Below are 13,315 nucleotides of genomic sequence, written 5' to 3'. Positions count from 1 at the left end.
ATTGCTATCTTCCGCTACTAATAGTTAACCGGTTATGAGATGTTTTTTGCCATTAATATTTTTGTTGTCAAGCCCGTTTTTCTCAATTGGCCAGGCGGCTGGAAAGGAATTAAAACCAGTGTGGTCGGACGAATTCAATTACGCCGGCCTGCCTGATTCCACGAAATGGAACTACGACGTGGGCGGGCATGGCTGGGGCAACCAGGAACTCCAGTTTTATACGGCAAGGCGCACCGAAAATGCCAGAGTCGAAAATGGCCATTTGATCATCGAGGCGAGAAAGGAGCCCTGGGAAGGAAAAGATTATACCTCTGCCCGACTGGTCAGCAAAGGTAAAGGTGACTGGAAATACGGCCGGATCGAGGTGAAAGCACGGATACCGAAAGGGCGCGGTACCTGGCCGGCAATCTGGATGCTGGGTTCCAAAACGCCACTGAAGTGGCCCGATGATGGGGAAATTGATATCATGGAACATGTTGGATATAACCAGGGTTATATTCATGGATCGGTTCATACAAAAAAGTACCATCACAGTATTGGTACCCAGAAAACTGATACCGTGTTTCTCAATGACTGCTCGGAAAATTTTCATGTGTATAGTGTCAACTGGAATGCAGACAAAGTAGAAGTGGCCGTCGATGGCAAGGTCTTTTTTAGTTTTGCCAATGAACGCAGTGGAAGGGATGCCTGGCCCTTCGATGATAAACTGCACCTGTTGCTGAATGTTGCAGTGGGTGGTGCGTGGGGTGGTGCAAAAGGAGTTGATCCCGCTGTTTACCCCGTGCGGATGGAAATAGATTATGTCAGGGTTTTTCAATAAACATATAATAACCAAAAGCTGAAATGATATGAGAAGATTGTTATTTTTTTATTTTTTGTTGACGGCATTTGCGGCCACTGCCCAGGATGAGCCCGGATACAAAACGCCCCCGAAAGATATAGTCGACCTCGTGATGGCAAAACCAACCCCGGGCGTAAGCATCGACACAAAAGGTGAGTGGTTGGTGATGCTCGAGAGAAGTTCATTTCCTACTGTAGAGGAACTGGCACAGCCTGAATTACGTATTGCCGGTCTCCGTATCAATCCGAATAATTTTGGTCCCAGCAGAAGCAACTATACGACCGGTTTTCAATTGAAGAATATTAAAACCGGGCAGGTGCTTCCGGTAAAAGGTCTGCCCGAAGATCTGCGTGCAGGCTTTGTGCAATGGAACCCTTCAGAGAAGAAAATAGCCTTTGCAAACACAACCAATAATGATATCAAACTCTGGATCATTGACGTTGCCAGCCAGACTGCGAAACTCCTGGTAAATGAACCGGTCAATGCTGTGATCGGCTCACCCTTTATGTGGGTTGATGATAATACCATCATTTATAAGTCAGTGGTGGAAGGGCTCGATAAACAACCTGCCAAACCCCTGGCACCATCAGGACCGGTGATACAGGAAAGCAAAGGCAAGATGGCAGCATCGAGAACCTACCAGGACCTTATCAAATCGCCATACGACGAAGCTTTGTTTGGTTTTTACGCAACCACCCAATTGAAGAAAACAGGAACTGACAATCCATCAACAGGAACATTGCTCGGCAAACCTGCCATTTACGGAACGCTCAATTTATCCCCGGATAAACAGTTTCTGCTGGTAAGGACAGTCACCAGGCCTTTTTCATATCTGTTCCCATGGAGTGGCTTTCCACATACCATCAAGGTGATTGATGCTGCCAACGGGGCTGATGTAAAATTACTTGCCGATAATCCTTCAAGTGAAGGTCAGCCGATCGGATTTGATGATGTTCAGAATTTCCCAAGAGGTTTTTCATGGAGAAGTGATGAACCGGCTACGGTCACCTTTTTACAAGCGCTGGATAAAGGACTTGGAAAAAGCAAATCTGAATTCAGGGATGCGATGATGGTTACATCCGCTAAAGGAAAGGAAACGCCAACTGAACTTTTCAAAACAAAGAAAAGATTTGCTGGTGTTATCTGGGGTACAAAGGATATGGCCATATTTTATGAGCGTATGACTGCCGACCGCAAGATCAGGATGAACAGGTTAAATCCTTCAACAGGCGCCGTGGATAGTCTTTATGAACGCAGCAGTAATGATGAATATGCCGATATCGGTACCCCGGTTACCGTAAAAAATCAGTATGATGAGGATGTACTGTTCATCAACAAAAACGGAGAGCTGATACTTGAATCCACCGGTGCTTCCCCTAACGGTGATATGCCACTTATTCAAAGCTGGAACCTGAAAACCGGGAAGAGAAAACTGCTCTGGCAATCTGAAGACGGCTATTATGAATATGTTGTCAATTTTATAGATCCGGAGAAACTCATTTTTGTTACCAGGCGTGAGAGCCCGACAGAAACACCAAACTATTACCTGCGCGACCTTGGTAAGAAAAAAAACGGCATCACCGCTATAACGCAGTTTAAAAATCCATATGCCCAGCTTGATGGTATAGTAAAAGAAAAAATCTCGTATAAGCGGGCTGATGGTATTGATCTTACCGCAGAGCTCTATCTCCCCAAAGGATATGACGTAAAAAAGGATGGGCCATTACCGGTATTGATCTGGGCTTACCCCCGTGAATACAAATCGGCCGCTGATGCAGCGCAGGTAAGAGGCTCTAAATATACCTTCACCAGCATTTCTTCAGGTTCTCCATTGTTCTGGGTGACCCAGGGTTATGCGGTCATGAACAATGCAGAGATGCCAATAGTTGGTGAAGGCGGGAAGGAACCAAACGATAACTTCATCCCCCAGCTTTACCTGAATGCGCATGCCGCTATCCAGGCCGTGGCAAAAAGAGGTGTCGGTGACAGCAACCGCGTAGCCGTTGGAGGCCACAGTTATGGTGCTTTTATGACAGCTAACCTGCTCGCACATACGAAGTTGTTCAAAGCAGGTATTGCCCGCAGCGGTGCATACAACAGGACGCTTACACCATTCGGGTTTCAGAGTGAGGAAAGAACTTATTGGGAAGCTCCGGAAATCTATAACAACATGTCCCCATTCAGCTTTGCGAACAAAATAAAAACACCCCTGTTGCTGATTCATGGTGATTCCGATAACAACCCGGGCACCTTCCCTATTCAGACGGAGCGCCTGTTTAATGCGATCAAAGGACATGGCGGTACCGTGCGGTATGTTTCTCTGCCCTATGAAAGTCATGGGTATACCGGCAAAGAAAATATCCTGCATATGTTATGGGAGCAAAACCAGTGGCTGGAAACTTATGTAAAAAACGCGGCGGCCAGCCAACCGGACGGTGGGCAGCAGAAAAAAAGCTTTTAGGGTCAGAAATATGACTTACGGTTGACCGGGGCCCGGGAGTTGCTGAGGGTGTTTGAAAAGGAAGAAAACGACGCATTTTATTTAGGGATTTAACAAATCTCCAACAACTTACGGCGGGCATTTCTTATCTTAGGATCAGCTGTTTAGTGACAGATCCGGCTATAAAAGTTTCGTGGAAAAAAGGAATAATTTGAAAAAGATCATCACCATAATACTCTTCATCTCCGCCTTCAAAACCGCGGATGCCCAGAAGCTGGATAGTCTATACTTCAACCTCTATACAGACAGCCTGAAGAAGGGAACTTTCAACTATATAAACGTGGATGGAAGATATTCCGACGGCAGGTATTTACCGCTCACTACAAAGGAGCTGATATTCACCTGTGATGCAGGCAAATTTGAAGGGAACAGCCTTTTCCTCGACAGTTCGGTTAAACTGGAGAAGGTTGTAGTGAAAGTGTCATTGAAAACCGACCCTTCGGTTACCAGGGAGCGAATAATATATATCAAGAAATTTGAGGATAGTTCCGGCGTAAAAACAATGGAAGAAGTGATGCAGCCGAAACGAAGAAAAACGGTGAAAGAGTTATGAGTTATGAGTGATGAGTTATGAGTATTTCCGGCGATTTGCAGGTCACTCATCACTCATAACCCATAACTCATAACTCTTAACTCCTTCACCTCTCTCTATTTTTTGGCGTCTTCGAGGAATTTTGCAAGACCGATATCAGTCAAAGGATGCTTTAATAACCCGAGAATTGAATCAAGGGGACAGGTGCACACGTCGGCACCGGCTTCCGCACATCTTACAATATGTAGTCCGTTACGGATGGATGCAGCGAGGATCTCTGTTTTAAAGCCCTGCAGTGTATAGATCTGTGCTATCTGGGCAATCAGTTCAACTCCGTCCCAGGTACTATCATCAATACGACCGATAAATGGTGAAACATAAGTTGCACCAGCTTTAGCAGCCAGGATAGCCTGACCGGCCGAAAATACCAGTGTGCAGTTCGTTCTGATGCCATTATCTGAGAACCATTTCAGCGCCTTGATACCATCTTTTATCATTGGAACCTTCACCACGATGTTTGGATGAATGGCTGCAAGTTTTTTTCCTTCTTCAACTATTTCCTTGAAATCTGTGGACAGTACTTCTGCACTGACATCTCCATCCACCATCTCGCAGATGTCCAGGTAATGTTTGGTAACAGCAGCCTCGCCTTTGATGCCCTCTTTTGCCATGAGCGAAGGGTTGGTGGTTACACCATCAAGAATACCTAACTCATAAGCTTCTTTGATCTGGGCAAGATTAGCTGTATCGATAAAAAACTTCATAACTGTGATGTTTATATTTTTTAATTGTTTGAGGAGAAGGATTATCCCGGGATGATTATTCGAAGCGAATTTTCAAAATGCAGGTTCGTTCCTCCTGATTTGTGCAAAGTAAAGATATGCCGGGATTTTAAAGAAGTGAAACGGTTGCAATTTTCCAGGCCCCTTCAATCGCAGATAGGATACCAGCCACACAATCGGGCGGGTTGAACTCGTGTTTCTGATTGTTTTCAAAGTTGGTTATCCAAAGCTTCAGTAGAAAACAAAAAAAAACGGCAGATTACTTACATCGCACCGCTACAACCGCCTACCCTTGCTGTCTTCCGACCCTGGGGGAGTTCAGCAGGAGCTGGTCGTGTAAGACCTGCCGGGCGGCAAATATAGTGCATTCGCAAATTCCATCCCAAAAAACAAGAGATTATTATTGACTCAGAGAAAATTAACATAGATCTTATCCAAACCAGCATAGATAAATCTCCTATCAAGCATAGAAAATCTCCTATCAAACAAGCATCGAAAAATCTCCTATCAAACAAGCACAGAGAATCATCGATCTAAACCTTCTGGTCAAACTTACAGAGGTTTGTAAATTGTACGGCGGCTGATCACCGGCGACCGGTCAATGAATTGACGCTGGCCACTCCAATGAGTTCATCATAACGTTCGGCAATGCCGCGGTAATAAATAAGGATGGTGTATTCGTTTTCGGTTTCCCAGTAATTGCCTTCAGTCAGTTCAAACCCGGCGCGCCGCCTGCGGTCTCCCCTGTCGATAGTAACATAGGTATAATCATAATAGCCCTGTTTCAGGAACAGCGAACGTTCGTACATCCCTGTTTCCACATTGTAGTTCATCTTCGCGGAGTCATCAAGGTTATAATCAGCCAGTTTGCCAAAAATAAAAACATCTTTGTTTGGTATCAACGTTTTTCCAGGGGGCACAAAGCTGAAACGAACCGTGGCATAGTCTGCCTGCCAGTATGGATTGATACTTTCAGTAGTTTCTATCCGGTACAATCCATTCATGTCACGGAAAAAATTAAATTTCTGAGGGCTCCTGTCTGCATCGGGTTTTACAATTACCTCGGTGCTGGTGGTGGAATATTTCGCCGTTTCGACCCTGTCACTCTGCAAACGAAAACTTCTCAGATCGATCCACCGCCATTCCTTCCCCGCAGGAAATACCGCATCGGCTTCCACGTTGTATTCAAGTGTGTTCCTTGACACAAATGTTGGCCTGATGTTTTGTACGGCATTGTCCCAACGATTGTTTTGTATCAGGACAACCTTCACCTGTTGCTGTGCATTCAACAGATTGACCCCTTCGCCAAGATTTACTTTGAATTGAATTTTTTGATGCGTCCGGAACAGTTGACCATTGAATGGTTGAACCACCTCAGAAGGTGCTGAAGCAATGTCACGCATCACCAGCATTCGCTTTGTAAATAACAGCTTTGATGTATCTCCGTCGCGAAACACTTTTAAAATATAGTTGCCGGACTTGGTGGGAACGCAGTTGCGGTCGGGCAACGAAGCCTGGTAATGAATATATCTTGTATATGCGATGGACGAAACCCGGTAAGTATTGATCCGAACCTGTGAAAAGCCTTTGATATAATCGAAGGTGCTCAGGATGGCAGGGGTCCAGTCAGCATTACACAATTGGAACGTGTATGAGTAGTTGCGGACGGTTGTTGATATATCGTCGAAATGGAGCTCGAGCCTGTCGGAGCTGTTCAGGCTTATTATCGGGTATCCCAGCTGATTGCCATACGGGAAAAGCTGTACTGTCTTAATATTCGGAGCATAAACAGCATCCGGAACCTGGGCCGTGGCTACATTGAATAACATGCCCGCCAAACAAATCAAAATATACTTCATCTCAACAACTATCACCACAAACTACAAACTTTTCAGCTATTTTTGATCTTAAAACAGCGCCCTTTTGAATATAGCCAGTTTTATTGCAAACCGTATTGCCTTCAATAATCAAAAATCATTTTCGAGGTTTGTCATACGACTGTCGATCGTTGCTACCGTTATCAGCGTAATGGTAATGATCGTAACGCTTTCTTTCGCCAGCGGCTTCCAGCAAACGATCAGTCAAAAAATATTCAGCTTCTGGGGTCATATCCGCGTTCATAACTATGAAATGGCCAGGGTGTCCATCGCAGAAGAAACGCCGGTGCTAAAGAATGATTCGGTTGATCAGCTGGCAAAAAAATATCCTGAGATCAAAAGCGTCCAGGTCTTCGCAACAAAAACTGCAATCGTTAAGACCTCGGAGTCGATCGAGATGGTGCTCTTCAAGGGAGTCGACAAAAATTACGATTTCTCTAACCTTTCGAGGTTTAAAGTGGAAGGACGATGGATAAATTTCGCTGATAGTAGTTATGGCAAGGAGATCAACCTTTCCGAATACACAGCGAAACAACTCGGGTTAAAGGTTAACGACCAGGTCTTGATATTTTTTCTTCAGCCGGATGGAAGTCCGCCACGCACCCGGAAACTTACAGTTGTGGGGCTTTATAAAACAGGAATTGAAGAGTATGACAAGCTCATAGCCATCGGTGATCTTGCATTGGTGCAAAGACTAAATAACTGGGAGGAGAACCAGATCGGCGGGTATGAGATCTTCCTGAAAGATTTCAATGATATGGACCGTTTAAGCGATGCGCTCATTGAGGACATTCCTATCGGTCTTAAGAGCAGTACTATCCGCGAACTCTATCCAAGCATCTTTGACTGGTTGTCTTTACAAAACTATACCATCATCATTGTGCTTGCAATCATGGTTGCGATAGCTATTCTGAACCTGATCACCTGCCTGCTTATTCTTGTTCTGGAAAGGACCAGGATGGTTGGTGTATTAAAAGCTATTGGTGCAGAAAACTTTACTATTCAAAAGATTTTCTTATACCATGGCGCGATCATCACCGTCGTTGGTCTCTTTTTTGGCAACCTGCTGGGCCTGCTGATCTGCTGGTTGCAGATACGTTTTGGCTTTATCAAACTGCCGGAAGAGGCATATTATATTTCCGAGGCCGCGGTTAATATCGTTTGGTGGCAAATAGGATTGGTGAACCTGGGGACATTCGTTATCTGTTTCCTTGTGCTGCTGATTCCGACAATTATTGTCAGGCGTATCCAGCCCGTCCGCGCCATACAGTTTCGTTAAGACCAAATTTCATCTTGCAACCGTTCGCAGGGTTACATCAAGCCAGACTTCGCAGGGATACTTAAGCCAGACTTCGCAGGGATTCATCAAGCCAAACTTTGCAGGGATACATCAAACCAGACTTCGCAGGGCTACATCAAACCAGACTTCGTAGGGCTACATGAAACCAGACTTCGCGGGGTTACATCAAGCCTGGCTTCGCAGGGCTACATCAAGCCATACTTCACAGGGATACATCAAGCCAAACGTTGCAGGGATGCTCAAGCCAGACTTTGCAGGGCTACATCATGCCAGCAGATGGGAAAGGATAATGCCCGTGGCCACTGATGCATTGAGGGATTCTGCCTGCCCCCGCCGGGGTATCGTTACCCGGTCAGTAGCAAAAGCCATCACTTCGGCACTGATCCCTTTGGATTCATTTCCAATAACCAGGATTCCTTTACTGACTCCCTTATACTGGGAAAGCGAACGCCCATCCAAAGCTGCGGCATAAACCGGCACTCCCACTCTTGGTGAAAGATATCCGACCAGGTCAGTATGATGAACGGAAACCCTGGCAATGCTGGCCATGGTAGACTGCACCACTTTAGGATTGAAATGGTCCGCGGAGCCCGGGCTACAAATAATCTGGTTCAGGCCAAACCAGTCGGCACAGCGGATGATCGTACCAAGGTTTCCCGGATCCTGCACATTGTCCAGCATAAGAACCAACGAATCCACCTGTTCCGGTGGAGAAGCAAAAGCCGGCTTTTTGAAAATCGCCAGAACTTCGTTTGGGGTTGTCAAAAATGAGATACGTTCCAGTTCCCGGTCAGTTATGATGTGTATGGAAGACGAATCAAACGCAAGAAGCGAGCTGGCATTGGCCGAGAGCCAGCCTGTAGTCGCATACAACGAGTGCAATTCCAGCTGGTTTCCGGCCAATAATTCGTTAATTATTTTGGGCCCCTCTGCCACGAATACCCCCTCCTCATCCCTAAATTTTTTCTGGCTTAAACTTTGAATATATTTGACCTGCGATTTAACCAACATCGTGTTTCGTTTACAGCTTTATGTTATTTCCCAGGCAAGTTAGCTTTTTTACCATTTTCCGTTCCGCCTTTACCATCACGCTTGCACTGTTGTTGGTCGCATCCTGCACGATTCCCAAAAAATATCAGAAAAACCTTCCGTTCGTTTATAAAACCAACATTGATATCGATGGCCCCCAGAAAGGACCTGAAAGACAAAAACTGAAGGCAGGGCTGGAGAACCAGCTTTCGGACAGCCTTAAAGTCCGGACTATCGTAGCACTGGGTTTTCCGGCGCTGCTTTATAATAAACTGGAACGCCCCCCGGTGTTCGACTCAGGGAACGTATCAAGATCCAAAGCTTCCATGACGGCTTTGCTCAACTCGGTCGGCTATTTTGGACCCACCATCACCGATACTTTTTTTATAGATACCGTAAAAGACCAGCAACGTGTCAGGGTTGAATTCACAGTTACCCCCGGACGGCAGTTGAAACTGGATTCTATCAGCTACGATCTCACTCATCCTGAATTTCAAAAACTGGCACTGGAAAATAGAAACGCATCGTTCCTGAAAAAGGGCGACCCCTATTCGATCCAGGTCCTCTCATCTGAACTTGACCGCCTGTTGTTGATATTCAGAAATAACGGGTATTACAAAATCGTTAAGGAAGATTTTATCATTGAACGTGATACGGTACTCGCGGCACTGATCGACCCGTCGCTTGACCCTTTTGAACAATTCACATTGCTGGAAGAGTTGAACCGAAAGAAAGAGAACCCTACGATCAACGTGGCAATCAAACAAGCCAGGATAAAAGATTCCAGTCATTACAACAGGTATTATGTAGGTGATGTTACGGTCTACCCGGATATAAATATCCAGGAAGAAGTTGCACCTGTTGAAAAAATACAGGATAGCTTAAACGGAATCGATTTTTTCTATCGTACAAAAAAATTCAAATTACCTTACCTATCAAGGAACATCGCTTTGAGGCCGGGAAATTTGTATAAGATTGAAGACTATTATGCCACCGTCAATAATTTCAATCAGTCGGGCGCGTGGGGGCAGGTAGACGTAGCATTTTCAGAAAGGCAGGACACGGTTCCTTTACTCGATGCCGGCATCAGGCTCTACCCCGCAAAAAAGCAAAGCCTGAATATCGCTTTTGAAGCCAGCCGTAATACAGGCACCTATCTTAGTACCGGCCAGTTATTTGGAACCGGTCTTAATATCGGCTTATTAAACCGGAATGCATTTCGCGAAGCGGTTCAGAGCACAACAAGCCTCCAGTTTGGTATTGAACTTGGGCGTAACATAATCCAGACACTACAAAGTGGTATTTCTCAGAATATTTTTATTCCCAGGTTCATTCTACCATTCAAGGTTAAAAATGAAAACAAGCTGACCGCCCCAAAAACGGCTGTTTCGCTGGGTGCAGCCTATACCCAGAGACTTGATTTTTATGATGTGCGTTCCGCGAAAGCTTCATGGGGTTATGAGTGGGGAAAGAAAAAACATGCCTGGAGATATATTCCATTCAACATTGAGTACACGGAGATCATTAAGACAGACAGTTTTGTGAAACTGGAAGAAGACATCCCATCTCTCAAGATCGCCTTCAATAATGGCTTTATCATCAGCCAGATCTTATCCTATAATTACGACCACGGATCGCGTTATAATCATGGTTTGCTGAAAACAAGGTTTGAAGAAAGTGGTGCCATTTTCGGACTGATCAAGTCACTGGACCGCGGGGAATTAAGACGTTTTATTAAAGCCGATGTCGAATACAAATACCTGATTGAGCAGCCAAAATCCACCTGGGCCTTCAGGGCCTTCGGCGGGTATGGTTACAGCTATGGACAAACGAAGGATGGTCCTGAGCAATATCTTCCATTTTTCAAAGCGTATTTCGCGGGTGGTCCATATACTATGCGGGCCTGGCAGGTACGACAACTTGGACTTGGTTCAAACAATTACTACGACACCATCCAGGGTGGTATTGACCGGTTTGGGGATATACAGATGGAAAGCAACGTTGAATACCGATTCGACCTGGCAACTATTTTCGGGATAAAGTTCAAAAGCGCATTTTTCGTAGATATAGGAAACATCTGGAACCGATCGAATTTTGATAATGTGAAGCTGGAAGGTTCTGAACTAACCTGGAAAAATCTCTATAAAGATATCGCGGTCGGGGGAGGTACCAGCTTACGTATTGACTTCGACTTTTTCCTGATAAGGCTGGATTGGGCCTATAAGTTAAAGGACCCTATATACTCCTATGAAAATGCCGGTTGGTTCAATGATCTGAAAATTACCAGCGGTCAACTTCAGTTTGGCATCGGGTATCCGTTTTAATTGTTTTCGCAACAGGCTTCCTCAACGGTGTACCTCGTCTTCCAGTTGCTGAATGGTCACGGCATCTTTCAGCCAGAACCCACCAATGCGTGTGCGCACAAGTCCACTCAGATATGCACCGGTGCCAAGTGCACTGCCATAGTCATTGGCAAGACTTCGGATATACGTGCCCGTTGAACATACCACGCGAAAATGTACTACCGGCAGTTCTATCTTTGTAATCACAAACTCCCTGATGGTGACTTTCCTCGGCTCGAGTTCAATCTCTTTTCCCTGGCGCGCTAACTTATAAATACGTTTACCATCTTTTTTAATTGCAGAATGCATTGGGGGAACCTGGAGGATTTCACCCGTGAATGCCCTGGTTGCCCGCTGAAGTTCATCTTCACTGAGATCACCGACAGGCTTGAAATTTTCCGGTTCGCTTTCAAGGTCATAGGTTGGCGTGGTTGCGCCGAGGGTAAACGAACCGATATATTCTTTCTCGGCCGCCATATAATCATTGATCCGTTTAGTGAATTTACCGGTACACAGGATCAGGAGACCTGAAGCCAGCGGGTCCAATGTGCCTGCATGACCAATTTTACGGATCCTGAGCACATTGCGCACCTTTCTTATGACATCAAATGAAGTCCAGTCGTAAGGTTTATCAATCAACAGCACTCTCCCCTCTTCATATGTATTTTCCACCTGCTCCAAGTTTTTCGGGCGAAGATAAGGCAAGTTTCAAAAGTTATTACTTCGGGGAAGCTAATCTAAATTGCCTGGCGAGCCTTTAGTTCGAGGTATTTATTGACAGTGTTAATGGTGAGTTTTTCCGGCGGTGTTAAGATCGTGAAGATGCCGTGTTGCTGAAGCTCCTTTACCATCTGCCGTTTTTCAAACGCAAATTTTTCCGCGATGGTTTTTATATACAATGACTCAATATCGTTTCCCGGGTTGTCTGTCAACTGCTTCAATTCTGTGTTCTCAAAAAATACCACCAGCACCAGGTGATTTTTGGCAATGCTTCTTATATATGGTAACTGCCTTTGCAGGCCCGACAATGATTCAAAATTTGTGAACAGGATCACCAGGCTGCGGGAGGTGATCCGCATGCGCATATGAATCAGGACTTTTTCGAAATCGGTCTCGAGGAATTTTGTTTCCTGGTTATACAGTGTCTCCATGATGGTTGACATCTGGGCAGATTTCCGGTCAGCCGGTAGGAATTGATTTATTTGTTCCGCAAAAGTGAGGAGGCCGGCCTTATCCTGTTTGATGAGGGCGACCCGAGAAAGTATGAGTGTTGCATTGATCGCATAATCAAGCAGGGTCATTCCTTCAAACGGCATTTTCATTACACGCCCCTTGTCGATCAGGCAATAAACCTGTTGGCTACGTTCATCGGTATAATTGTTGACCATCAGCTGTCCACCCTTGCGTGCGGTCGCTTTCCAGTTAATGCTCCTGATATCATCTCCGGTAACATATTCTTTTATCTGTTCAAACTCAAGGCTATGGCCGATCTTGCGGATGCGCCTGCTGCCCGCTTCAGAGAGATTATTTGAATAGGCGATAATCTCGAAACTTCTCAGGTCAACAAAAGAAGGCATCACTCTTACTATGTCATTAGCGCCCGATTGAAAACGTCTCACCACCAGGTTCAGGGGTGATTTTACAAAAACATTGGTATCCAGGAAACGATATTCACCACGTTCAACCGGCCGTAACTGGTAGCTTATTTCAGTTTCGCCATTTCCGTCCAGCGATGTTTTCAATAAAAAATCTCTTTTCTGGAACTGGACCGGCAATTCATCAATTATCCTGAGGCTCGCCTTGAATGGAAACTGGTTGACAATTCGGATCTTAATAGTGTTCTGTTCACCATTGCTGAACCGTTCAGCCATTTGCCGGGTTGCAGTTACCGCATTTGAGGTAAAGAACAGGATAATATAATCCAATAAAACAAGCGCGACGAAAAGAAAAAACAAAAACTTCATCACGATGAACAAAGGAGGTAGCAGAAATGCCAGGGCAAACAAAGAGGCAATAATGGCCAGTGACCAGTAAAACCGGGTGCTGAAAAATAGTGAAGTAAGATAACGGTTCACAAGTGGCATTTATAAATATGATAGTAACTAATATAGA

Annotated in this window: 10 protein-coding genes and 1 other RNA gene; 5 read left to right on the top strand and 6 right to left on the bottom strand. The window is 45.2% G+C overall.

Going from position 1 to position 13,315, the window contains the following annotated elements:
- Nucleotides 1–34: 34 nt before the first annotated feature.
- The 3 genes from ACX0G7_RS22815 (at nucleotide 35) to ACX0G7_RS22805 (ending at nucleotide 3,894) form a co-directional block, all read left to right on the top strand.
- Nucleotides 35–820, top strand: coding sequence for a glycoside hydrolase family 16 protein (locus ACX0G7_RS22815; protein WP_458925841.1), 786 nt, complete (start codon nucleotides 35–37; stop codon nucleotides 818–820).
- A 28-nt stretch (nucleotides 821–848) separates the two neighbouring features.
- The gene (locus ACX0G7_RS22810) at nucleotides 849–3,302 is read left to right on the top strand and encodes a S9 family peptidase (RefSeq protein ID WP_458925840.1); all 2,454 of its coding nucleotides are present in this window, start codon (nucleotides 849–851) and stop codon (nucleotides 3,300–3,302) included.
- Nucleotides 3,303–3,492: 190 nt separating this feature from the next.
- On the top strand, nucleotides 3,493–3,894 hold the full coding sequence (locus ACX0G7_RS22805) for a hypothetical protein (protein WP_458925839.1): 402 nt from the start codon (nucleotides 3,493–3,495) through the stop codon (nucleotides 3,892–3,894).
- A gap of 95 nt (nucleotides 3,895–3,989) precedes the next feature.
- Here ACX0G7_RS22805 and fsa read toward each other — a convergent pair whose 3' ends face one another.
- From fsa to ACX0G7_RS22790, 3 genes are all read right to left on the bottom strand, one after another.
- Complete coding sequence (gene fsa, locus ACX0G7_RS22800) at nucleotides 3,990–4,637, bottom strand: fructose-6-phosphate aldolase (protein WP_458925838.1); 648 nt, start codon at nucleotides 4,635–4,637, stop codon at nucleotides 3,990–3,992.
- Nucleotides 4,638–4,904: 267 nt separating this feature from the next.
- An RNA gene (gene ffs / locus ACX0G7_RS22795) (signal recognition particle sRNA small type) lies at nucleotides 4,905–5,004 on the bottom strand.
- 235 nt (nucleotides 5,005–5,239) lie between these two features.
- On the bottom strand, nucleotides 5,240–6,514 hold the full coding sequence (locus ACX0G7_RS22790; RefSeq protein ID WP_458925837.1) for a type IX secretion system plug protein: 1,275 nt from the start codon (nucleotides 6,512–6,514) through the stop codon (nucleotides 5,240–5,242).
- Between the two features lie 64 nt (nucleotides 6,515–6,578).
- On the opposite strand from ACX0G7_RS22790, the gene ACX0G7_RS22785 reads away from it, so the two are divergent.
- The gene (locus ACX0G7_RS22785; protein ID WP_458925836.1) at nucleotides 6,579–7,811 is read left to right on the top strand and encodes an ABC transporter permease; all 1,233 of its coding nucleotides are present in this window, start codon (nucleotides 6,579–6,581) and stop codon (nucleotides 7,809–7,811) included.
- Between the two features lie 285 nt (nucleotides 7,812–8,096).
- On the opposite strand, the gene ACX0G7_RS22780 is transcribed toward ACX0G7_RS22785, so the two are convergent.
- Nucleotides 8,097–8,843 carry a TrmH family RNA methyltransferase gene (locus tag ACX0G7_RS22780; protein ID WP_458925835.1) on the bottom strand — a complete coding sequence of 249 codons (747 nt, stop codon included), beginning with the start codon at nucleotides 8,841–8,843 and terminating at the stop codon, nucleotides 8,097–8,099.
- 20 nt (nucleotides 8,844–8,863) lie between these two features.
- Between ACX0G7_RS22780 and tamL the strand changes: the two genes are divergently transcribed.
- A complete protein-coding gene (gene tamL, locus ACX0G7_RS22775) occupies nucleotides 8,864–11,185 on the top strand; it encodes a translocation and assembly module lipoprotein TamL (protein ID WP_458925834.1) in 2,322 nt (773 codons plus the stop codon).
- A 21-nt stretch (nucleotides 11,186–11,206) separates the two neighbouring features.
- Here tamL and truB read toward each other — a convergent pair whose 3' ends face one another.
- Entirely contained in the window at nucleotides 11,207–11,875 is a 669-nt protein-coding gene (gene truB, locus ACX0G7_RS22770) for a tRNA pseudouridine(55) synthase TruB (RefSeq protein WP_458925833.1), read from the bottom strand.
- Nucleotides 11,876–11,940: 65 nt separating this feature from the next.
- Nucleotides 11,941–13,287, bottom strand: a complete 1,347-nt coding sequence (locus ACX0G7_RS22765) for a DUF58 domain-containing protein (RefSeq protein WP_458925832.1) — start codon at nucleotides 13,285–13,287, stop codon at nucleotides 11,941–11,943.
- Between the last annotated feature and the right edge of the window lie 28 nt (nucleotides 13,288–13,315).

The organism is Flavitalea antarctica (assembly GCF_054461535.1).
The sequence above is the reverse complement of the archived record's forward strand: the minus strand, read 5'-3'. Positions and strand labels throughout refer to the sequence as shown.

Bases quoted from the DNA above. Each gene is read 5' to 3' on its own strand.
- fsa (WP_458925838.1), bottom strand. From the start codon at position 4,637: ATGAAGTTTTTTATCGATACAGCTAATCTTGCCCAGATCAAAGAAGCT.
- ACX0G7_RS22790 (WP_458925837.1), bottom strand. From the start codon at position 6,514: ATGAAGTATATTTTGATTTGTTTGGCGGGCATGTTATTCAATGTAGCC.
- ACX0G7_RS22810 (WP_458925840.1), top strand. From the start codon at position 849: ATGAGAAGATTGTTATTTTTTTATTTTTTGTTGACGGCATTTGCGGCC.
- ACX0G7_RS22815 (WP_458925841.1), top strand. From the start codon at position 35: ATGAGATGTTTTTTGCCATTAATATTTTTGTTGTCAAGCCCGTTTTTC.
- ACX0G7_RS22780 (WP_458925835.1), bottom strand. From the start codon at position 8,843: ATGTTGGTTAAATCGCAGGTCAAATATATTCAAAGTTTAAGCCAGAAA.
- ACX0G7_RS22765 (WP_458925832.1), bottom strand. From the start codon at position 13,287: ATGCCACTTGTGAACCGTTATCTTACTTCACTATTTTTCAGCACCCGG.
- tamL (WP_458925834.1), top strand. From the start codon at position 8,864: ATGTTATTTCCCAGGCAAGTTAGCTTTTTTACCATTTTCCGTTCCGCC.